Source organism: Rhizobium sp. A22-96 (genome assembly GCF_053521805.1).
On sequence record NZ_JBNWDQ010000004.1, the window covers coordinates 25,856 to 47,409 of the forward strand.

Sequence of the window (21,554 nt, forward strand, 5' to 3'; positions counted from 1 at the left end):
CATACGGCCGACAATGGAATAAGAGCATGCGAACGGGGTCGTCGACCCCGTTCTTCGAAAGGGCCGGTGGCTTGGCACAGCTGGTGCAGGACAGAGATATAGACGATACGGAAGGCGCGAGCGGCGTTCGAATTGGGCGCCGCCGATGGACTCATCCGTTCGTTCTCATCCGCCGCATCTTCGGCAATGCCGTGTTTTCGAGCCTGACGCGGCGCATCCTGTTCTTCAATCTGGCCGCACTCGTCGTTCTCGTCGGCGGCATTCTCTACCTCAATCAGTTTCGCGAGGGCTTGATCGATGCTCGCGTCGAAAGCCTGCTGACGCAGGGCGAAATCATCGCCGGTGCCGTTTCCGCCTCGGCATCGGTCGATACGAATTCCATCACCATCGATCCGCAGAAGCTGCTGGAGCTGCAGGCCGGCCAGAGCATCACACCCGTTCCGAACGACGAGGATCTGGAATTCCCGATCGATCCGGAAAAGGTGGCGCCAGTGCTGACGCGGCTGATCTCGCCGACGCGCACCCGCGCCCGCATCTTCGACGCCGACGCTAATCTCCTGCTAGACAGCCGCCATCTCTATTCCCGTGGCCAGGTGCTGCGCTACGACCTGCCACCGGTTGACGATGCCGCGCAAAGCTGGTCCGACTGGTTCAGCGGCCTGCTCAACAAGATGCTCCAGCCGGGTAATCTGCCTGTCTATAAGGAAGCGCCTGGCGGCGACGGTTCGATCTATCCGGAAGTGATGAATGCGCTGACAGGCGTTCGCGGCGCCGTTGTCCGCACTACCGAAAAGGGCGAGCTGATCGTCTCGGTCGCCGTTCCCATTCAGCGCTTTCGCGCGGTCCTCGGCGTCTTGCTGTTGTCGACACAGGCCGGCGACATCGACAAGATCGTCCATGCCGAGCGCCTGGCGATCATGCGTGTCTTCGGTGTGGCGACGCTCGTCAACGTCGTGCTGTCACTGCTGCTATCCTCCACCATCGCCAATCCGCTGCGCCGGCTTTCGGCTGCAGCCATCCGCGTGCGCCGGGGCGGCGCGAAAGAGCGTGAGGAAATTCCCGATTTCTCCGCCCGCCAGGACGAAATCGGCAACCTGTCGATCGCGCTGCGTGACATGACATCGGCACTCTACGACCGTATCGACGCCATCGAAAGTTTTGCCGCCGATGTCAGCCACGAGCTGAAAAATCCGCTGACATCGCTGCGCAGCGCCGTAGAGACGCTGCCGCTTGCCAAGAGCGACGATTCCAAGAAACGGCTGATGGACGTCATCCAGCACGACGTGCGCCGCCTCGATCGCCTGATCAGCGATATCTCGGACGCATCGCGTCTCGACGCGGAACTCGCCCGCTCGGATGAAAAAACGCTCGATCTCGAAGTGTTGCTGCGCGACATGATCGATATTTCCCGCCAGGTCGGACACAGCAAGCGAGCGGTCGAGATTGAATATCTGGTCGACCGCAAGCCGGCCAACAAGGCGAAGTTCACTGTCGTCGGCCATGACCTGCGTATCGGCCAGATCATCACCAATCTCATTGAAAACGCACGCTCTTTCGTTCCGAACGAGACCGGCAAGATCACGGTGAGGCTGACACGGACGAGAACGCGCTGCGTCATCTATGTCGAAGATAACGGTCCCGGTATCCAGGCCGAGGACATCGACCGTATCTTCGAACGCTTCTATACCGACCGGCCGGAATCGGAAGGCTTCGGACAGAATTCCGGCCTTGGCCTGTCAATCAGCCGGCAGATCGCCGAGGCGCATGGCGGATCGCTGCGGGCTGAGAACATCATCGACAGCGAAGGCACGGCACTGCTCGGCGCCCGCTTCATCCTCTCGCTACCCGCCCAGACGCAGGCCTGATGAGCGGTCAGATGAGCGGCGACGCAACCAATATCCACGCAACCGCCATCGTCATCGGCAAGACCGGGCTTTTGTTTCTCGGACCATCGGGCAGCGGCAAATCATCCCTGGCTTTTTCCTGCCTCGCGGCCGCCAAGCCGTTGGGGCTTGCCGCAGCGCTGGTCGCTGACGACCGGGTGTTGATCGCCAGGCAGAACGGCTCGGTCACAGCCGAATGCCCGCCCTCGATCGCCGGCCTGATGGAGATTCGCTATACCGGCATTGTTCATCTGCCTTACGTTCCAAAGGCCGAAATGCATTTTGCCGTCAGCCCGGTCAACCCCGCCACGGCCGAAAGGCTGCCTCCCGAGGACGAGCAGATCGAGGTTGCCGATTCCATCCGGTTGCCCCTGATCCGTTTGTCCGCAACCTCCGCGAACCCGCTCGCCATAATAATGGCGAAAATCGGCGTCAGTTTCGAATAATCGGCAATTTAGGCCCGCACAGGCATTCAAATCCTGTATTTTAAGCTTGCACTTCGTCTTTTCATCGCCAAGATGTCCCCCCACCGGTGGACGACATTGCTGCATTGCGATATGGGCCACCTGTTTGCGTAATGCGATGGGAGCAGTAATATCATGATCGGACTTGTGCTTGTCACTCATGGCAAGCTGGCTGAAGAGTTTCGGCATGCCGTCGAGCATGTCGTTGGTCCGCAGAAGTTCATAGAAACGGTATCTATTGGTCCCGAAGACGACATGGACAAGCGGCGGCAGGACATCCTGCAGGCCGTGGCCGGTGCTGACGATGGGCACGGCGTTATTATCCTGACCGACATGTTCGGCGGCACTCCTTCCAATCTCGCAATCTCCGTCATGAACAGCGGCCACACCGAGGTCATTGCCGGCGTGAACCTGCCGATGCTCATCAAGCTCGCAGGCGTACGCGGCGATAACAACATGGAGAAGGCTCTCGTTGAAGCTTCGGAGGCCGGACGTAAATACATCAACGTGGCCAGCCGCGTGCTCAGCGGCAAATGACGGACAGCACCGCCTCTATGACCGAGCTTTCCAGGGAACTCCTGATCATCAATAAGCGAGGCCTTCACGCCCGCGCCTCCGCCAAATTCGTCCAGACTGTCGAGGCCTATGACGCCGCCATCACTGTTTCGAAAGACGGGACGACGGTCGGCGGTACCTCGATCATGGGCCTGATGATGCTGGCGGCCAGCCCCGGCTGCAGCGTGCTGGTAACGGCCAGCGGCAATCAGGCCGCCGAAGCGCTCGAGGCGCTGGACCAGCTTGTGGCCAATAAATTCGGCGAGGAAATGTAGGCTCTTCCTACAAATCGCCACAACGATATAAAGACATAAAGACTTCTTTATATCATCATTGATTTCCACCCTGAAGCCTGCTACACGGCATCATCCACACGCTGTCAGCGTGCAATTTTTGTTGCATTCGGCCGTGGCGTTTGCCCGCGGCGCGACTGCATCGTTCAGGCTGGAGATCTTCATGAGCACTGAAAAGGACTACGTCGTCGCGGATATCGGCCTTGCCGACTTCGGCCGCAAGGAAATCACGATTGCCGAAACCGAGATGCCGGGCCTGATGGCCTGCCGCGCCGAATTCGGTGAAGCACAGCCGCTGAAGGGCGCACGCATCACCGGCTCGCTGCACATGACGATCCAGACAGCCGTTCTCATCGAGACGCTGGTGGCGCTCGGTGCAGAAGTTCGCTGGGCATCCTGCAACATCTTCTCGACCCAGGACCACGCTGCTGCCGCGATCGCTGCTTCCGGCGTTCCGGTCTTCGCGATCAAGGGTGAAAGCCTCGAAGACTACTGGATCTACACCGACAAGATCTTCCAGTGGACCGATGGCGGTCTCTCCAACATGATCCTCGATGATGGCGGCGATGCCACGATGTACATCCTGCTCGGCGCCCGCGCTGAAGCCGGTGAAGACGTGCTTTCCAACCCGCATTCGGAAGAAGAGGAAATCCTCTTCGCACAGATCAAGAAGCGCCTTCAGGCATCGCCCGGCTGGTTCACCAAGCAGCGCGACGCCATCAAGGGCGTCACCGAAGAAACCACCACCGGCGTCAACCGTCTCTACCAGCTCAGCCAGAAGGGCCTGCTGCCCTTCCCGGCCATCAACGTCAACGACAGCGTCACCAAGTCGAAGTTCGACAACAAGTACGGCTGCAAGGAATCGCTGGTTGACGGCATCCGCCGCGCCACCGACGTCATGATGGCCGGCAAGGTCGCCGTCGTCTGCGGTTATGGCGACGTCGGCAAGGGTTCTGCCGCTTCGCTTTCCGGCGCCGGCGCCCGCGTCAAGGTCACGGAAGTCGACCCGATCTGCGCACTCCAGGCTGCGATGGACGGCTATGAAGTCGTTCAGCTGGAAGACGTCGTCGGAAGCGCCGACATCTTCATCTCCACGACCGGCAACAAGGACGTCATCCGCATCGACCACATGCGCGCGATGAAGGACATGGCGATCGTCGGCAACATCGGCCACTTCGACAATGAAATTCAGGTTGCCGCTCTGCGTAACCTGAAGTGGACGAACATCAAGCCGCAGGTCGACATGGTCGAGTTTGCCAAGGGCAACCGCATCATCCTGCTTTCGGAAGGCCGCCTGCTGAACCTCGGCAACGCCACCGGTCACCCGTCCTTCGTGATGTCGGCTTCGTTCACCAACCAGACGCTGGCGCAGATCGAGCTTTTCACCAAGCCCGGCCAGTACCAGAACCAGGTCTACGTGCTGCCGAAGCACCTCGATGAAAAGGTCGCTCGCCTGCATCTCGCCAAGCTTGGCGTAAAATTGACCGAGCTTTCGGATGAGCAGGCTGCGTATATCGGCGTGACGGCGCAAGGTCCTTTCAAGTCGGACCACTACAGATACTGATTTTAGGATCTATATCCACAACATCTTGTGGCCCCGGCATTGACAAATGCCGGGGCTTATTTTTTAGCCAGCTCCCTTCCCGCAGATTCCCTTAGGCAGTATTGTTTTTGAACTTGATTCGTGACGAACCGGGCGTGCCCGGAGCCATGAAAATGGGATGTCTTGTCAGGATGCGGCACATTAAAGGACGGAGACAAACCTCTTATGTCTGAAGGGGAAGACAACCTGCATCAGCCAGCGCTACGCAAAACGGCGGCGCGGCTGCAGCGGGGCGGTGCATATATGTTTTTACCGCGGACGAAACGAGGAAATGACAAGGGTCGGCTGGCCTCGCTGACCCGTCTGCTACGGCTCAGTGTTTTCGGTGGCCTTGTCACTGGTCTGGCAGGTCCCGTATTGGCGCAGAGCGATACAGCGACGCAGACGACCGTGCGCCTGTTTACCTCTTCCGAAATGGCCGTCTTCTCCATCATCATCGGCGTCATCTCCGCCGCACTCCTGTCGACCGTGTGGATGGTCCGGCAACGCGGCAATCTGGAAAGTGAAAGCCGCGAGATACGTACGGCGCTCTCCGATGCCAATCAACGCATCTCGCAATACCAAGCCCTGATCGCCGACAAGAACCGCCGCATCGTCATCTGGGACGGCCAGAACGCACGCCCGGAACTGCTCGGCCAGCTTCCAGTCGAAACCGGTGCTCCTCAGGACAATGAATTCCTCGCCTTCGGGCGCTGGCTGAAATCATGGTCGGCGGGCGAGCTCGACAAGGCGATCGACAAGCTGCGCGGCAACGGCCAGAGTTTCGACATGGTTGTCGAGACCAATCGTGACGAAATCCTCGAAGCGCAGGGCCGCATCTCCGGCGGCCGCGCCTTTGTCCGCTTCATCGCGCTCAACAATCTGCGCGCCGAACTGGCGGAGCTGAAGATCGAGCGCGACCGGCTTATGACCTCGATCTCGGCCTTCCAGAACCTGCTCGACGCCATCGACCTGCCGGTCTGGCAGCGGGATGCGGACGGGAAGCTAACCTGGATCAATCAGGCCTACAGCGAAGCGGTCGAGGCCGTTTCGACCGATGAAGCCATTCGCGAAGAGCGCGAATTCCTGACGACCGTGGCCCGCGAGCGCATTCGCGCCTCCACCACGCCGGAATCGCCCTTCCACGACAAGATTTCGACTGTTGTGCGCGGCAACAGAACCTTCTTCGACGTCGTCAACGTCAAATCTCCAAACGGCTCCGCCGGCATCGCCATCGACGTTTCCGAGGCGGAATCGGTTCGCGCCGAGCTGGCTCGCACGCTGAAGAGCCATGCCGAAACCCTCGATCATCTGGCGACGCCTGTCGCGATCTTCGACGGCGACCGGCGTCTGCAATTCTACAATCAGGCCTTCGTCCAGCTATGGGAGCTCGATATCGCCTTCCTCGAGAAGCGGCCAGACAATAGCGAGCTTCTCGACCGGCTTCGCGGCGCCAAGAAATTGCCCGAGCAGCTCAATTGGAAGACCTGGAAGGACGGCGTCCTGTCGGTCTATCGCGCTCTCGATACGCAAAGCGACCTCTGGCATCTGCCCAACGGGCAGATTCTCAGGGTTTTTGCCACGGCGCATCCGCAGGGCGGCGCTACCTGGGTGTTCGAGAACCTGACCGAACAGGTCGATCTCGAAACGCGCTACAATACGCTGGTCAAGGTGCAGGGCGAGACCATCGACCATCTGTCCGAAGGCGTTGCCGTCTTCGGGCCTGACGGCCGCATCCGCCTATCCAACCCGGCCTTCCGCATTCTCTGGAATATCACCGAGACACAGGCCAAACCGGGCACGCATATTCAAGTGCTGGCCGAAGCCTGCGCGCCCTCCTATGACCAGCCTGATGGCTGGAAACGATTTGCCGAGCAGATCACCAGCTTTGAAGACGAACGGCCGTCGTCGCAAGGGACGCTGGAGCTCTATTCGAACCTCGTTCTCGATTACGCCGTCATTCCGCTGCCGAATGCGCAGACCATGCTGACCTTCGTCAACAAGACGGACAGCGTGCGCGCCGAACGGGCGCTGACCGAGAAGAACGACGCGCTTTTGAAGGCGGACGAACTCAAGAACGATTTTGTCCAGCATGTGTCCTACGAACTGCGCTCACCGCTCACCAACATCATCGGCTTCACCGATCTCCTGAAGACGCCCGGCATCGGTTCGCTGAACGATCGGCAGGCCGAATATATCGACCATATCTCCACCTCCTCGTCCGTGCTGTTGACGCTGGTCAACGACATTCTCGACCTTGCGACCGTCGATGCCGGCATCATGCGGCTGAACTATTCCGAGATCGTGCTCAGCGATCTCCTCGACGAAGTGTCGATGCAGATTGCCGACCGGTTGCAGGAAAGTGGCGTCACGCTGGAAATCACCGTCCCCAGCCATCTCGGCTCGATCGTTGCCGACCAGCAGCGGCTGAAGCAGATCCTGCTCAAGCTTCTCACCAACGCCGCCAACTTTGCGCCCGAAGGTTCCACGATAGCGCTCAAATGTGGACGCGAAGGCACGGATTTCGTCTTCTCGGTTGCCGACAAGGGCCCCGGCATTTCGGAGGATCTGATCAATACCGTCTTCAACCGCTTCGCTTCCAACGGCAAGGGTGGCAAGCGCAGCGGCGCCGGCCTCGGCCTTTCCATCGTCGAGAGTTTCGTCAGCCTGCATGAGGGCGAGGTCTCCATCGAGAGCCAGCCCGGCAAGGGAACGACGGTAACGTGCCGGATCCCCTCCATCGAGCTGCCCCGTTACGCCGCAGCAGAATGACAGCAACCGACCTCAGCCTGTCCCTCTTCCTCGCAGATGACGCCGCCACCGCCCAGCTTGGCGAAGATTTGGCGCTGGCGGTGAAGGTAGGCGATTGTCTGGCTCTTTCAGGCGATCTTGGCGCCGGCAAATCATCGCTCGCCCGCGCGCTACTGCGCGCCATGGCCGATGATGCCGAACTGGATGTACCAAGCCCGACCTTCACGCTCGTGCAATCCTACGAACTGCGCTTCCCCGTCTCGCATTTCGACCTCTATCGCCTCGGCGACCCCAGCGAACTGGCGGAACTCGGCTTTGACGAGGCTTTGCAGACCGGCGTCTGCCTTGTCGAATGGCCCGAGATGGCGGAGAGCGAGCTGCCGAAGGAGCGCATCGACCTCAAGCTGGAACATGAGGGCGACGGCCGGCGGATAAAGATTGCGGCACCGGCCAAGCACATGGCACGCATCGAGCGCGTGCTGGCGATTCGCGCTTTTCTTGATGCCAACGGCTATGCGGGCGCCAATCGCCGCTTCCTCACGGGCGATGCCTCGCTGCGCGCCTATGAATCCCTCCATCCGCGCGATGGCGGCGAGCGCATCATCCTGATGGATTGGCCGCGCCTGCCGGAAGGGCCGCCGGTGCTCGACGGCAAGCCCTATCCGAAAGTCGCGCATCTGGCCTGGGACACCTATCCCTTCGTAGCAATAGCCAACGTCCTGCGTGAGAACGGCTTTGCCACCCCGGAAATCTTCGCCGCCGACTACGACCTCGGTATCCTGCTGATTGAAGATCTCGGCACCGATGGTGTACTCGACGAGCATGGCAAGCCGATTGCCGAGCGCTATCGCGCCAGCGTCGCGTGCCTTGCGCATCTGCATGGCCTTGTCATCCCCCACGACATTCCGGTGACGCCGGATCATACCCATCACATCCCGGATTTCGATCGCACCGCCATGAAGATGGAAGCGCGACTGCTTCTCGACTGGCACCTCCCCTGGAAGCGCAGCACACCAGCCAGCGACGAAGAGCGTGCCGATTATCTGGCGATCTGGGATGGGCTGATCGACCAGCTTGACGATGCGGAAAAGAACCTGCTGCTGCGCGACATGCATTCGCCCAATATCATCTGGCGGGCACAGGAAGAAGGCATCCAGCGCATCGGCCTCATCGATTTCCAGGACGCGATGATCGGACCGACCTCCTATGACGTCGCCTCGCTCGTGCAGGATGCGCGCGTGACGATCGAACGCGATCTCCATGATCAGCTGATGTCGGACTATCTTGCGCTTCGTCATGCCCAGGGCGGCTTCGACGAGGCGAACTTCCTGAAAAGCTGGGCGATCATGTCAGCGCAGCGCAACTGCAAGCTCGCCGGCCTCTGGGTGCGGCTGCTGCAGCGCGACGGCAAGCCCGGCTATCTCAAGCACATGCCGCGCACGCTTGCCTATCTCGCCATTGCCTTCGAGCATGAAGCCCTCTCCCCCTTGCGCGAATGGTGCGAGAAAGCCGGCATCGGCCAGGCATAGAAAACGAACACCGGCGACGTTTTTCCGGCCTTGTGCTAAAGGAAAATGAGCGACCGAATCACGAGTTCGAGACGAAATGACCATCAAGCAAGCCATGGTATTGGCCGCGGGGCTCGGAACCCGCATGCGGCCGATCACCGATACCATCCCGAAGCCGCTGGTAAAGATCGCCGGCAAGCCGATGATCGATTATGCGCTGGACGCGCTGGCGGAAGCCGGTGTCGAGCGAGCGGTCGTCAACGTGCATCATCATGCCGACCAGATGGAGGCGCATCTGCGCAGCTATCGCGGCCTCGAGATCCTGATCTCCGATGAGCGGGATGCGCTGATGAACAATGGCGGTGGCCTGGTCAAAGGCTTCAAGCTGTTGAGCCGCGACCCGGTTTTCGTGATGAATGCCGATCTGTTCTGGATCGGCGAGAAGCCGGGCACACCGACGAACCTCGAGCGCTTAGCCGGATTCTACGATGCCGCCCGCATGGACATGGCCATGCTCTGCGTCGAGCTGGACAGAACGACGGGCCATAGTGGCAAGAACGATTTCAGCATGGCGGAAGACGGTCGGCTCCGGCGCTATCGCGACGCGCAGCACAATGGCGTCGTCTATGCAGGCGCCATTGCAATGAACCCGTCGCTCCTCGACGACGCGCCGGATGACGCCTTCAACATCAATATCTACTTCGACAAGGCGATCGCTCGCGACCGCCTCTATGGCACGATGCTCGACGGCCACTGGCTGACGGTGGGCACGCCCGAGGCAGTCGGCGAGGCGGAGGAAGCGATCCGGACTTTCCGGGCGTTTGCGTGAGGCCCATGGCAGGTGGGCACCGGCAACGCATTCTGACGATCCCGGCGGGCCTGCCCTTCCTGAAGACCCTTGCGGCCGCTCTTTGCGACGGCCGGCTGACCGAGCATTTTCGCCATGATCCGGGCGACCCGCTGTCGCTCGCCAAGGTCAGCATCTTCCTGCCGACACGGCGCGCGGCGCGCGTGCTGCGCTCGGAATTCGTCGATCTTCTCGGCGGCCGCTCCGCCATCCTGCCAGTCATCCGCCCGCTCGGCGAGACCGATGACGATAGCGGTTATTTCGAGGAAGCCTTGCCGGAAACGGCAGATCTGGCGCAACCGCTTGCCAATACCGCCCGGCTGCTGGAACTCGCGCGACTGATCCTTGCCTGGCGCAACAAGCTGCCGCAGATCGTCCGCGACATCCATTCCGATTCGCCGCTCGTGGCGCCGGCAAGCCCGGCCGATGCCATATGGCTGGCGCGTAATCTCGCAGAACTCATCGATTCCATCGAGACTGAGGATCGGGACTGGAGCGAGCTTGCCAATCTCAGCGCCGAAGAGCATGCGCTCTGGTGGCAATTGACGGCCGAATTCCTGGCGATCGCCAGTGCCTTCTGGCCGGCACGGCTGGAAGAACTCGGCAAATCCTCCCCTGCCCGCAACCGCAACGCCATTCTTCGCGCCGAAGCGCTGCGGATCGGCGCCATGCAGCATCCGGGCCCTGTCATCATCGCAGGTTCGACCGGTTCGGTGCCGGCAACGGCGGAGCTGATCGCGGCTGTCGCTGCGCTGCCACAGGGGGTGATCGTCCTTCCGGGGCTCGATCTTTCAATGCCGGAAGAGGATTGGCGGCTCGTGGCGCCGGAAACAGCCATCGGCGAAAGATCGGATCCGACCACCCGCAGCCATCCGCAATATGGCCTCTCGCTGCTGCTGAAGCGCTTGCACGTAACCCGCGACGATGTCGGAACCGTTGCCGCGGCGGCGGAGGCCATGCAGATGCGCGCGCAGATCCTGTCGCGCGCCCTGGCGCCGGCCAAGGCGACGAGCGGCTGGGGAAGCTGGCGCAAGACGCTTGCTCCCGACGCAATTGACGAGGCCTTCGCCGATGTTTCGCTGATCGAGGCATCCAACGAACGCGAGGAAGCAACCGCCATCGCCATCGCATTGCGGCTGGCGCTGGAAAAGCCGGGACGTCATGGCGGCGAAAGCCAGGCGGCCTTGATCACGCCAGACCGCAACCTCGCAAGGCGCGTCACCGCAGAGCTTGCCCGCTTCGGCATCACCGCCGACGATTCGGCCGGCACGCCGCTTTCGGCGATGCCGCAAGGCACTTTGCTGCAATTGCTGCTGGAGGCGACGCTTCGCCCCGGCGATCCCGTCGCCGTCGTCTCGCTGCTCAAGCATCCCCTCGCCCGCTTCGGCATGCCACCCGAGACGCACCGGCCCGGTGTCGATGCGCTGGAAATCCTGGCGCTCCGAGGCGGGCTCACCAGCATCGATGTCGGCACATTGGAAACGCTGCTCGATACCAGACTGGCCGAACAGGCAAATGATCGCCACGCGCCGCAATGGCGCAAATCGCTACCACCCGAAGCCGTCGAACATGCGCGCGAGCTGGCGCAGCGGGTCACCAGGGCATGCGAACCGCTTACATCAGCGCTTTCCTTGCAGGCGGTCGAGGGCCTTCCAACCCTTTCGGAATGGGGCGAGCGTACCGGCCGGACGCTTGAAGCCGTAGCAATCGACGAGCGCGGTGATCTGGCAGCACTCTGGTCAGGTGAAGCGGGAGATACGCTCGCCAGCCTGCTGAAGGAAGTCATCGATACTGACGGCCAGCTCGAAGCGGATGGGGCGCAATGGATCGACATCATGGCGGCGCTCTGCGTCGGACAGGCAGTGAAGCCGCGAGCGCTCAGCCATCCGCGCCTCTTCATCTTCGGCACACTCGAAGCACGCCTGCAGAGCGTCGATACGCTGATCCTCGGCGCATTGAACGAAGGTTCCTGGCCGGGGCAAACGGCCAATAATCCCTTCATCTCCCGCACGATGAAGACCGAGATCGGACTGGAGCCACCGGAGCGGCGCATCGGCCAACTCGCGCACGATTTTGAAATGGCGAACGGCACGCGCGACCTCATCTATTCCCGCGCGCTCCGCCAGGGCTCGACGCCGACTGTGGCGTCACGCTGGCTGCAGCGGCTGATCGCGCTTGGCGGCGAAGACCTCGAAGGCGCTATGAGGGAGCGCGGCGATCAGTATCGCCATTGGGCTGCCATGATCGACGAAGGCGACAATCAGGCGCCTGCGCTGCGCCCGGCCCCGCGGCCACCGGCCGAGCTGCAGCCGAAGAGCTATTCCTTCAGCGAGGTGGGACGCCTTCGCCGCGACCCCTATGCCATCTATGCACGGCGTGTGCTGCGGCTCGATCCAGTCGATCCGTTCAATCGCGATCCCGGCCCGGCCGAGCGCGGCACACTCTATCACAAGATCATCGACCGCTTCGTCCGTGAGGGACACATCGCCGGTACGCCGGATGCGACGCTGGCCATGGATCGCATCATCGCGGAGCTCTTCGATGCCGCCCAATTGCCTGATCATATCGACAGCGTCTGGCGGCCGCGTTTCCACGAGGTGGCTCGCGCCTTTCTCGTCTGGGAAGCCGAGCGGCGGCCGGAGGTTCGCAAGACCGCGACGGAAGTGCCCGCTGGCGTCGAGATCGAGCCGATCGGCATCAGGCTGACCGGAGTTGCCGACCGCATCGACATAAAGAGCGACAAGGCGGCCGATATCATCGACTACAAGACCGGCTACAATCCCTCGCCGCCGCAGGCGCGTGCGCTGCTCGACCCGCAATTGGCGCTGGAAGCCTATGCGCTGAAGCAAGGCGCTTTCCGCAATATCGGCACGCTGATGCCTGAAAACCTGCTCTATGTCCGGCTGCGGCCCGGCGATCGCTTCAAGGTCGATCAGGTCAACAACGAGCACTCGACGCGTGGCGGCAAGACGGAAACGAAGTCGGCTATGGATCTGGCGCAGGAGTCCATGGATCAGCTGGTGAAATTCGTTTCGCTGCTGCAATCCGGTGAGAAGGGCTTTTCCTCGCGGCTGATCCCCGCCCAGCAATTCGAATATGGCGGCGACTACGATCACCTCGCTCGCGTTTCGGAATGGTCGACCGCAGAGACCGAGCAGGAAGGCGGTGGCGATGAGTGAGCTTTCCGCCAGCGAACCATTGGGCCTGCCCGACAGCGACGATCCCGGCGTCTGGATCAGCTGGACGACGATCCAGCAATCCATCGCCTCGGACCCCGAACGCTCGGCCTGGGTTTCGGCCAATGCCGGCTCGGGCAAGACGCATGTGTTGACCCAGCGCGTCATTCGGTTGCTTCTCGCCGGCGCAAGACCCTCGGCCATTCTCTGCCTCACCTATACCAAGGCGGCCGCCTCCGAAATGTCGAACCGCGTCTTTGATCGCCTCGCCGCCTGGGCGACGATGCCGGACGAGGAGCTGAAAAAGCGTATCGCCGATATCGAAGGCAAGGAGCCGGATCTCTTCAAGCTTGCCGAGGCGCGTCGGCTATTCGCCAAGGCGCTAGAGACGCCGGGCGGGCTGAAGATCCAGACGATCCACGCCTTCTGCGAGGCCTTGCTGCATCAGTTTCCGCTCGAAGCCAATGTCGCCGGACATTTCTCCGTTCTCGATGACCGCGCGGCTGCGACCCTGCTCGACGATGCGCGGCGGGCGCTATTGGCATCCGCAACGCCACATGGTGACCCTGAGCTGGCGCGGGCCTTTGCCTATGTGCTCGATCTTGGTGACGAATCCGGCCTGGAAACGCTGCTCGGCGATATCGTCGCCAATCGCAATGCCATCCGCCGCTTTACCGAGACGGCGGGACGTCAAGGTGGTCTTGAAGCATCGCTGCTGGCGCGGCTTGGCCTGTCTGCCGATGACACGGAAACCGGCATCGCGGGGCAATATTGGCCGCTACCCGGCCTCTCGGGTGCGACGCTGGAGCTCTACCTGACGCTCGCTGATCAGAAGGGCGGCGCAAAGGCACAGGAGATCGCCTATGCACTGCGCCTCGCCAAGCGCGAGGCAGATCCCATCGCTCGCGCCGACATACTCGAAAAGGTGATGCTGACCGCCAAGGGCGAACCGAAGTCTGACAGCCAGTTTTTCGTCAAGGCGATGCTGGCGGATGCGCCTGCGCTTGCCGATGCGGTGGCAGAGGCCCGCGCCCATGTCGTTGCCTGCCGCGACCGGCTGAAGCTGATGCGGATGTATCGCGCGACCCGCGCCGCCCTTACGCTCGCCGACCGGCTGAACCGCGACTATGAGGAGCTGAAGAAACGGCGCAGCCAGCTCGATTTCGAGGATCTGATCACCCGCACCGCCGATCTCCTCACAAAGAAGGGTGTCGGCCCGTGGATCCACTACAAGCTGGACAAGGGCATCGATCACATTCTGGTCGACGAGGCGCAGGATACCAGCCCGATCCAGTGGAGCGTCATCCAGTCGCTGGCGGAGGATTTCTTTTCCGGCGAAAGCGCGCGGCCGACGCTGAGGACAATCTTCGCTGTCGGCGACGAGAAGCAATCGATCTATTCGTTCCAGGGCGCGCGGCCGGAGCGTTTCTCCGAGGAAAGCGATCGCACGCGCCGGCGGGTGGATGCAAGCGGCCTGAAATTTTCATCTGTCCGGCTGCCCCTCTCCTTCCGCTCGACCGCCGATGTGCTTGGCGCCGTCGACCATGTCTTTACCAGTCCCGAAAATGCCAAGGGACTGAGCGCCGTTGACGAGCCGGTGGTGCATCGATCCAGCCGCATCGGTCATCCCGGCGCGGTCGATCTCTGGGAGATGATCGCGCCGGAGCCGGCCGCCAAGGAAGAGGATTGGACGGCGCCCTTCGATTTGACGCCGGAAAGCGCACCGCCTGCCATTCTGGCCCGGAGAATGGCGCAGACGATCGGCAATCTTGTCGGGCGGGAAACCATCATCGAGAAGGGCAAGAGCCGCTTCATCGAGGCCGGCGACATTCTCGTGCTGGTGCGAAAGCGCGACAGTTTCGTCAACGCACTCACCCGTGCCCTGAAGCGGCGCGGCAATATCCCCGTTGCCGGCGCCGACCGGCTGGTGCTGACCAGCCACATCGCCATTCAGGATCTCCTCGCACTCGGCCGCTTCCTGCTGTTGCCGGAAGACGATCTTTCGCTGTGCGCCCTGCTGAAAAGCCCGTTGTTCGACCTCAGCGAAGAAGACGTCTTCGCGGTCGCGGCCTATCGCGGCGACGGCCAGAGCGTCTGGAGCCATCTGCTGAGGTTCGCCGAGGACGGCCATGATCGCTTCCAGTTGGCGGCCGATCGGCTGAAGACCTTTCTTGCCCTGTCGAAAAGCCTGGCCGTGCATGATTTCTATGCCCGCGTGCTCGGCAGCTTCGGCGGCCGGCGGCAGTTTCTGGCGCGACTCGGCACTGAAGTCAGCGATATTCTCGACGAGTTCCTCACCTTCGCGCTCGATCATGAGACCAGCGGCCTGCCCGGCCTGCAATCCTTCATCTCGACGCTGGAGCTGGAAGCACCGACGGTCAAGCGCGAGCAGGACAAGGGCCGCAACGAAGTGCGGATCATGACTGTCCATGCCTCGAAGGGGCTGGAGGCGCCGATCGTCTTCCTCGTCGATGGCGGCGGCAAGGCCTTTACCCACACGCATCTGCCGAAGATGCGGCTGATCGAGACCGGCAAAGAGCAGATCCCGCTGCCAGTCTGGGTGCCGGTCTCGGCACTCGCCAATTCGCTGACGCAGGCCGATACGGCGCGCCTCCAGTCGCTGGCGGAGGAAGAATACCGCCGCCTGCTATATGTCGGCATGACGCGTGCTGCCGACCGGCTGATCATCTGCGGCTATCGCGGCATCCGTGAAAACAGCGACACCTGGCATGCGATGATTTCTACGGCATTGCGCGGAGATGAGCAGCATTGCACGCTGAAGACCTTCTCCGGTCCGGATGGTGACTGGCAGGGGCTGAGCTGGCGGGTCGCGCAGGTGAAGCTCGACTTCGAAACCATGCCGGAGCCGGAAAAACTGACAAAGCGAGTGAGCTTGCCAGCCGGGCTCAGCCAGCCGCTGCCGCCGCAGAGAAACCTTCCCCGGCCGCTCAGCCCTTCCGGCGTCGGCACCGTCATCGACGACGAGGCCGAAAATCTGCTCGTCACGTCTGCGCTTTTCGGCGAGAAAGCGAAATCGGATCGCGCCTTGCAGAAGGGCCGCTTCATCCACCGTATGCTGCAGACATTGCCCGATATCGCGCCGGAAGAGCGGGCGGATGCGGCGCGGCGCTATGCCGAACGAGCCGCGCGTTTCTGGCCACAGACCGAGCGGGAGGCGCTGATAGGCTCCGTCATGGCGCTGCTCTCGCATCCTGACCTGCAGGGGACATTCAGCGCGCATGCGCAGGCGGAGGTCTCGATCATGGGGACGCTAAAACTCGGTGGTCAGTCCTACGCCGTCTCCGGCCGCATCGACCGGCTGGCGGTGCTCGAGGATCGCGTCGTCATCCTGGACTACAAGACGAACCGCGTGCCGCCCGGCAGCGAAAACGCCATCCCTTTCGCACACCGGGCACAGCTTGCCATCTACCGCTCCATCCTCTCGCCGCTCTATCCGGAAAAGCGCATCGACTGCCTGCTGGTCTATACCGAAGGCGCCTCGATCTATACGCTGTCCAACGATACGCTTGCGTCGGCGCTTGCGGAGCTCCAGACAAAGTGAAATATCGGACATTGAAATTCAGGCTCCGAGGCCTCACATAGATAACAACCCGCAAATCCTGATAAAGGAGTAGTCTATGGCTACCGTTAAAGTCGATACTTCCAACTTCGCTGCCGAAGTCCTTCAGTCCGCAGAGCCTGTCGTCGTTGATTTCTGGGCCGAATGGTGCGGTCCGTGCAAGATGATCGCTCCGGCTCTTGAAGAACTTGCCGTGCAGTTCGAAGGCAAGGTCAAGGTCGCCAAGCTCAACATCGACGAAAATCCGGAACTGGCCGCCCAGTTCGGCGTTCGCTCGATCCCGACGCTTGCCATGTTCAAGGGCGGCGAAGTCGCCGACATCAAGGTCGGCGCTGCTCCGAAGACTGCCCTGCAGAACTGGATCTCCAGCGCATCCTGATCGGTATCGACTGAATGAACTAAAAAAGCCCGGCTCGACCGGGCTTTTTTATTGAATGGATGAGGCTTATCGAGGCGGCGTGCCGTTGTCGGCAAGGACATCGCCGACAAGATAAAGCGAGCCGCCAATCAGGATGCGCGGGGCGGGCGAGCCCGGCACTGCGAAGGCCTTGATTGCGTCCAGTGCCTCGCTCACATTCGACATCGGTTCGGCGACAAGACCGGCATCATAGGCAGCATTCGCCAGAATGACAGGATCAATCATCGCGTCGCTCGCGCGGATCGGCACGCAATAGACCTTTTCCGCGAGACCGGCGAAGGCCTTGAAATAGCCGACGGGATCCTTGGTATTGATCATGCCGATGATCAGGAAAAGCGGCCGCGGCTGGCGCTCTTCGAAATTGGCCATGGCTTCGGCGATGACTTCGCCGGCGCCGGGATTGTGGCCACCATCGACCCAGATCTCCGCACCTTCAGGCGCATGCGCGATGAGATTGCCTTCCGTCAGCCGCTGCAGGCGCCCCGGCCATTCGACCGAGGTCATCGCCTTTTCCATCATCGCTTCGGTGACGACGAAACCGGCTGCCTTCACGGCGCGGATGGCGGCAGCGGCATTGCCATATTGGTGACGGCCCGGCAGGCGCGGCAACGGCAGATCGGCAAGGCCGAACTCGTCCTGATAGACCAGCTTGCCATATTCCTCGTGCGCCGAGAAATCCTGGCCGAAAACGGCGGTCGGGCAACGAAGCCGCTCGGCCGTCGAGATCAGCACATCGAGCGCGGCATCATATTCCTGATGGCCGATGACCACAGGATGGCCTGACTTCATGATGCCGGCCTTCTCGGCGGCGATCAGCTCGACCCGATCGCCCAGATAGGGCTGGTGATCGAGCGAAATCGGCATGATGACGGAGACGGCCGGATCGGAAATAACGTTGGTGGCATCAAAGCGACCGCCAAGGCCAACCTCGATGACAGCAGCATCAGCCGAGTGTTCAGCAAAGAGCAGGAAGGTCGCGGCCGTCAGGATTTCAAAGACGGTAATCTTCTGGCCATCATTGGCCTCGGCAATGCGCCGGAGCACATCGGCAAAAACAGCATCGCCGACGAGCGCACCGCGTCCGCCCTTGACGCCGATACGGTACCGCTCGTGCCAATTGACAAGATGCGGCGAGGTATGAACGTGGACGCTATAGCCGCCGGCTTCAAGCAGGGCACGACAGAAGGCCGTCACCGATCCCTTGCCATTAGTGCCGGCGACATGGATCACCGGCGGCAATTTCCTGTGAGGATTGCCGAGAACATCGAGCAGCCGGGTTATCCGCTCCAAAGAGAGATCGAAGCCTTTGGGGTGCAGCCCCATCAGCTTTTCGATTTCCCGGGCTGCCTCGCTCGTTGCGGATTGATCCATAGCCGTCATCCCGCACCTCCGCCTTTCGGCCTTCGATGATATCAGGCGCTTACGGCTACCGCCAGCGCAGCGCCATTCTTGCTCTTGGCGGACACATCGTTTGCCGGCGCCTTGGTCAGGATCTTCAGGAGCGTCGCGAGCGTGTCCGGAATATCATGGCGCTTGATGACCATATCGACCATGCCGTGCTCCAGCAGGTATTCCGAGGTCTGGAACCCTTCCGGCAGCTTCTCGCGGATCGTCTGTTCGATGACGCGCTTGCCGGCAAAGCAGATTTCCGCACCCGGCTCAGCCAGGTGAATGTCGCCAAGCATGGCGTAGGAAGCGGTGACGCCGCCGGTCGTCGGATTGGTGAGAACGACGATATAGGGCTGGCCTGCTTCCTTCAGCATGTCGACGGCAACCGTGGTGCGCGGCAGCTGCATCAGCGAGAGGATGCCTTCCTGCATGCGCGCGCCGCCAGAAGCCGGGAACATGACCAGCGGGCATTTCTCGGAAATCGCACGCTCGAACGCCTTGACGATGGCCTCGCCGGCGGCAATGCCGAGCGAACCGCCCATGAAATTGAATTCGTGCACGACGGCAACGAGCTTGACGCCGCGAACCTTGCCGACGCCGGAAAGGATCGTGTCTTCCTGCTCCGTCTTGACGCGGCTGTCCTTCAGACGATCGGTATATTTCTTCGAGTCGCGGAACTTCAGCGGGTCCTGCGCCACCTTGGGCTGCGGCAGGGCTTCATAGTCGCCATTGTCGAAGAGATCGGCAAGGCGGGCCTTGGCCGGCATCTTCATGTGGAAACCGGAGGCGGGGATGACCCACTTATTGTCTTCCAGATCCTTGTGGAAGACCATCTCGCCGGTCTCCGGGCACTTGATCCAGAGATTCTCGGGAACCTCGCGACGGCCCAGCATGGAGTTGATCCGCGGGCGAACGTAATTCGTGATCCAGTTCAATTCGAAACTCCTAATCGACCATATCAATCGATATCGTAGTCACCACCTAATGCCCATAGGCCTTTTCTTCAATCCGCAACGATTGAAGAGAGGCTATATGGGAACATTATTCGGCAGCAACAAGGCGCGCGGAGCGCGTTCCCGTTGACAGTCCGCGGACGAGCGTCGCGACGGCCTGGATGGTGTCGGCGCTCGCCTTGCCATCCTTGGTCAGGCTGGTGGCGATCTGGTTGACGATGGCGGTGCCGACGACGACGCCGTCCGCAGAGCCGCCGATGACCTTGGCATGTTCGGCCGTCTTGACGCCGAAGCCGACGCAGATCGGCAGATCCGTGTGCTGCTTGATGCGCTGTACGGCGCCGGACACCAGCGACGGATCCGGCAGGGCCGAACCGGTGATGCCGTTCATCGAGACATAATAGACGAAACCGGACGTGTTCTTCAGAACCGCCGGCAGGCGCTTCTCATCCGTGGTCGGCGTCGCCAGGCGGATGAAGTTGATGCCCTTGTTGATGGCGGGAATGCAGAGCTCGTCATCCATTTCCGGCGGCAGATCGACAACGATCAGGCCGTCGATACCGGCAGCGATGGCATCATCGAGGAACTTTTCGACGCCGTAGATATAGATCGGATTGTAATAGCCCATCAGCACGATCGGCGTATCGGCGTCCACCTTGCGGAAATCGGTAGCGAGCTGCAGCGTCTTCTTCAGTGTCTGGCCGGCCTTCAGCGCACGCTGGCCGGCAAGCTGGATCGCCGGGCCGTCGGCCATGGGATCGGAAAAGGGCATGCCGAGCTCGATGACGTCGGCGCCGGCTTCCGGCAGCGCCTTCATGATGCCGAGCGAGGTGTCGTAATCGGGATCGCCGCCCATGAAATAGGTGACGAGTGCCGGGCGGCCTTCAGCCTTCAGAGCGGCGAAGCGTTTATCCATACGTACGGTCATGGCGTCTAACTCACATTCCCAGAATCTTGCCGACGGTGAAGATATCCTTGTCGCCGCGGCCGGAGAGGTTCATCAGGATGATCTCGTCCTTGCCCATTTTCGGGGCGCGCTTGATCACTTCGGCGAGCGCATGGCTTGGCTCCAGCGCCGGAATGATGCCTTCGAGGCGCGTCAGCGTCTGGAAGGCTTCAAGAGCCTCATGGTCCATGATCGGCACATATTCGGCGCGGCCGATATCGTTGAGCCAGGAATGCTCGGGGCCGATTCCGGGATAGTCGAGACCTGCCGAAATCGAATGCCCTTCCTTGATCTGGCCGTCGCCATCCTGCAGCAGGTAGGTACGGTTGCCATGCAGCACGCCGGGCGAACCGGCGGTGATCGAGGCGCAGTGCTCGTCGCCCTGAAGGCCCTTGCCGCCGGCTTCGACGCCGACAATCTTGACGCTCTCGTCATCGAGGAATGGGTGGAAGATGCCGATTGCATTCGAACCGCCGCCGACAGCCGCGATGACGAGATCCGGCAGGCGGCCTTCGGCCTCCAGGATCTGCGCTCGAGCTTCCGTGCCGATGACGGCCTGGAAATCGCGAACCATTTCCGGATAGGGATGCGGGCCGGCAGCCGTGCCGATCAGATAATAGGTGTCGTCGACATTGGTGACCCAGTCACGAAGAGCCTCGTTCATGGCGTCCTTCAGCGTGCCGCTGCCGGCCGTTACCGGAATGACCTCAGCGCCCAGCAGCTTCATGCGGAAGACGTTCGGCGCCTGGCGCTCAACGTCCGTTGCGCCCATGTAGACGACGCAGGGCAAGCCGAAGCGGGCGGCAACCGTTGCCGAAGCAACACCATGCTGGCCGGCGCCGGTTTCAGCGATGATGCGGGTCTTGCCCATGCGCTTGGCGAGCAGGATCTGGCCGATGCAATTGTTGATCTTGTGCGAGCCGGTGTGGTTCAGCTCTTCGCGCTTGAAATAGATCTTGGCGCCGCCAAGCTCGGCCGTCAGGCGCTCGGCGAAATAAAGCGGGCTCGGGCGGCCGATATAATGCGTGCCGAGCGATTTCAACTCCGCCTGGAAGGCCGGATCGTCCTTCGCCTTCGCCCATTCCTCCTGCAGATCCAGGATCAGCGGCATCAACGTTTCGGCAACGAAACGACCACCGTAAATGCCGAAACGACCGTCCTCATCGGGGCCGGAGCGGAAGGAATTGGGTTTTGGCGTCTGGTTCACTC

15 protein-coding genes are annotated in these 21,554 nt (G+C 61.5%); 11 read left to right on the forward strand and 4 right to left on the reverse strand.

Going from position 1 to position 21,554, the window contains the following annotated elements:
• Positions 1-26 precede the first annotated feature (26 nt).
• The 11 genes from ACQZ6F_RS18465 to trxA all read left to right on the forward strand — a co-directional run bounded on the left by ACQZ6F_RS18465 (position 27) and on the right by trxA (position 17,018).
• On the forward strand, positions 27-1,865 hold the full coding sequence (locus tag ACQZ6F_RS18465; protein WP_077470392.1) for a sensor histidine kinase: 1,839 nt from the start codon (positions 27-29) through the stop codon (positions 1,863-1,865).
• Between the two features lie 11 nt (positions 1,866-1,876).
• On the forward strand, positions 1,877-2,329 hold the full coding sequence (locus ACQZ6F_RS18470; protein WP_449094093.1) for an HPr kinase/phosphorylase: 453 nt from the start codon (positions 1,877-1,879) through the stop codon (positions 2,327-2,329).
• Positions 2,330-2,482: 153 nt separating this feature from the next.
• Positions 2,483-2,884 carry a PTS sugar transporter subunit IIA gene (locus ACQZ6F_RS18475; protein ID WP_034481375.1) on the forward strand — a complete coding sequence of 134 codons (402 nt, stop codon included), beginning with the start codon at positions 2,483-2,485 and terminating at the stop codon, positions 2,882-2,884.
• Positions 2,885-2,901: 17 nt separating this feature from the next.
• Positions 2,902-3,177 carry an HPr family phosphocarrier protein gene (locus ACQZ6F_RS18480; protein ID WP_068390562.1) on the forward strand — a complete coding sequence of 92 codons (276 nt, stop codon included), beginning with the start codon at positions 2,902-2,904 and terminating at the stop codon, positions 3,175-3,177.
• Positions 3,178-3,358: 181 nt separating this feature from the next.
• A complete protein-coding gene (gene ahcY / locus ACQZ6F_RS18485) occupies positions 3,359-4,759 on the forward strand; it encodes an adenosylhomocysteinase (protein WP_077470519.1) in 1,401 nt (466 codons plus the stop codon).
• 282 nt (positions 4,760-5,041) lie between these two features.
• Positions 5,042-7,549: an ATP-binding protein gene (locus ACQZ6F_RS18490; protein WP_449094092.1), complete on the forward strand. Its 2,508-nt coding sequence runs from the start codon at positions 5,042-5,044 to the stop codon at positions 7,547-7,549.
• Complete coding sequence (gene tsaE / locus ACQZ6F_RS18495) at positions 7,546-9,057, forward strand: tRNA (adenosine(37)-N6)-threonylcarbamoyltransferase complex ATPase subunit type 1 TsaE (RefSeq protein ID WP_449094091.1); 1,512 nt, start codon at positions 7,546-7,548, stop codon at positions 9,055-9,057. The genes ACQZ6F_RS18490 and tsaE overlap by 4 nt, the downstream gene beginning before the upstream one ends.
• Before the next feature lie 76 nt (positions 9,058-9,133).
• Positions 9,134-9,865 (forward strand): nucleotidyltransferase family protein, encoded by a 732-nt coding sequence (locus ACQZ6F_RS18500; RefSeq protein WP_449094090.1) that lies wholly within the window; start codon positions 9,134-9,136, stop codon positions 9,863-9,865.
• A gap of 5 nt (positions 9,866-9,870) precedes the next feature.
• Positions 9,871-13,062, forward strand: a complete 3,192-nt coding sequence (gene addB, locus ACQZ6F_RS18505; protein WP_449094089.1) for a double-strand break repair protein AddB — start codon at positions 9,871-9,873, stop codon at positions 13,060-13,062.
• Complete coding sequence (addA, locus tag ACQZ6F_RS18510) at positions 13,055-16,621, forward strand: double-strand break repair helicase AddA (protein WP_449094088.1); 3,567 nt, start codon at positions 13,055-13,057, stop codon at positions 16,619-16,621. The genes addB and addA overlap by 8 nt, the downstream gene beginning before the upstream one ends.
• Positions 16,622-16,697: 76 nt before the next feature.
• Positions 16,698-17,018: a thioredoxin gene (gene trxA, locus ACQZ6F_RS18515; protein ID WP_047633967.1), complete on the forward strand. Its 321-nt coding sequence runs from the start codon at positions 16,698-16,700 to the stop codon at positions 17,016-17,018.
• 66 nt (positions 17,019-17,084) lie between these two features.
• Here trxA and ACQZ6F_RS18520 read toward each other — a convergent pair whose 3' ends face one another.
• The 4 genes from ACQZ6F_RS18520 to trpB all read right to left on the reverse strand — a co-directional run bounded on the left by ACQZ6F_RS18520 (position 17,085) and on the right by trpB (position 21,552).
• The gene (locus ACQZ6F_RS18520; protein WP_449094087.1) at positions 17,085-18,437 is read right to left on the reverse strand and encodes a bifunctional folylpolyglutamate synthase/dihydrofolate synthase; all 1,353 of its coding nucleotides are present in this window, start codon (positions 18,435-18,437) and stop codon (positions 17,085-17,087) included.
• Between the two features lie 32 nt (positions 18,438-18,469).
• On the reverse strand, positions 18,470-19,381 hold the full coding sequence (gene accD, locus ACQZ6F_RS18525; protein WP_449094086.1) for an acetyl-CoA carboxylase, carboxyltransferase subunit beta: 912 nt from the start codon (positions 19,379-19,381) through the stop codon (positions 18,470-18,472).
• 106 nt (positions 19,382-19,487) lie between these two features.
• Entirely contained in the window at positions 19,488-20,327 is an 840-nt protein-coding gene (gene trpA / locus ACQZ6F_RS18530) for a tryptophan synthase subunit alpha (RefSeq protein ID WP_449094085.1), read from the reverse strand.
• Between the two features lie 10 nt (positions 20,328-20,337).
• Positions 20,338-21,552 carry a tryptophan synthase subunit beta gene (gene trpB / locus ACQZ6F_RS18535; RefSeq protein ID WP_449094084.1) on the reverse strand — a complete coding sequence of 405 codons (1,215 nt, stop codon included), beginning with the start codon at positions 21,550-21,552 and terminating at the stop codon, positions 20,338-20,340.
• Positions 21,553-21,554: the final 2 nt, after the last annotated feature.

Excerpts from the sequence above, each read along its gene's own strand:
- ACQZ6F_RS18465 (WP_077470392.1), top strand. The coding sequence starts at position 27 with ATGCGAACGGGGTCGTCGACCCCGTTCTTCGAAAGGGCCGGTGGCTTG.
- ACQZ6F_RS18470 (WP_449094093.1), top strand. The coding sequence starts at position 1,877 with ATGAGCGGCGACGCAACCAATATCCACGCAACCGCCATCGTCATCGGC.
- ACQZ6F_RS18475 (WP_034481375.1), top strand. The coding sequence starts at position 2,483 with ATGATCGGACTTGTGCTTGTCACTCATGGCAAGCTGGCTGAAGAGTTT.
- ACQZ6F_RS18480 (WP_068390562.1), top strand. The coding sequence starts at position 2,902 with ATGACCGAGCTTTCCAGGGAACTCCTGATCATCAATAAGCGAGGCCTT.
- ahcY (WP_077470519.1), top strand. The coding sequence starts at position 3,359 with ATGAGCACTGAAAAGGACTACGTCGTCGCGGATATCGGCCTTGCCGAC.
- ACQZ6F_RS18490 (WP_449094092.1), top strand. The coding sequence starts at position 5,042 with ATGTTTTTACCGCGGACGAAACGAGGAAATGACAAGGGTCGGCTGGCC.
- tsaE (WP_449094091.1), top strand. The coding sequence starts at position 7,546 with ATGACAGCAACCGACCTCAGCCTGTCCCTCTTCCTCGCAGATGACGCC.
- ACQZ6F_RS18500 (WP_449094090.1), top strand. The coding sequence starts at position 9,134 with ATGACCATCAAGCAAGCCATGGTATTGGCCGCGGGGCTCGGAACCCGC.
- addB (WP_449094089.1), top strand. The coding sequence starts at position 9,871 with ATGGCAGGTGGGCACCGGCAACGCATTCTGACGATCCCGGCGGGCCTG.
- addA (WP_449094088.1), top strand. The coding sequence starts at position 13,055 with ATGAGTGAGCTTTCCGCCAGCGAACCATTGGGCCTGCCCGACAGCGAC.
- trxA (WP_047633967.1), top strand. The coding sequence starts at position 16,698 with ATGGCTACCGTTAAAGTCGATACTTCCAACTTCGCTGCCGAAGTCCTT.
- ACQZ6F_RS18520 (WP_449094087.1), bottom strand. The coding sequence starts at position 18,437 with ATGACGGCTATGGATCAATCCGCAACGAGCGAGGCAGCCCGGGAAATC.
- trpA (WP_449094085.1), bottom strand. The coding sequence starts at position 20,327 with ATGACCGTACGTATGGATAAACGCTTCGCCGCTCTGAAGGCTGAAGGC.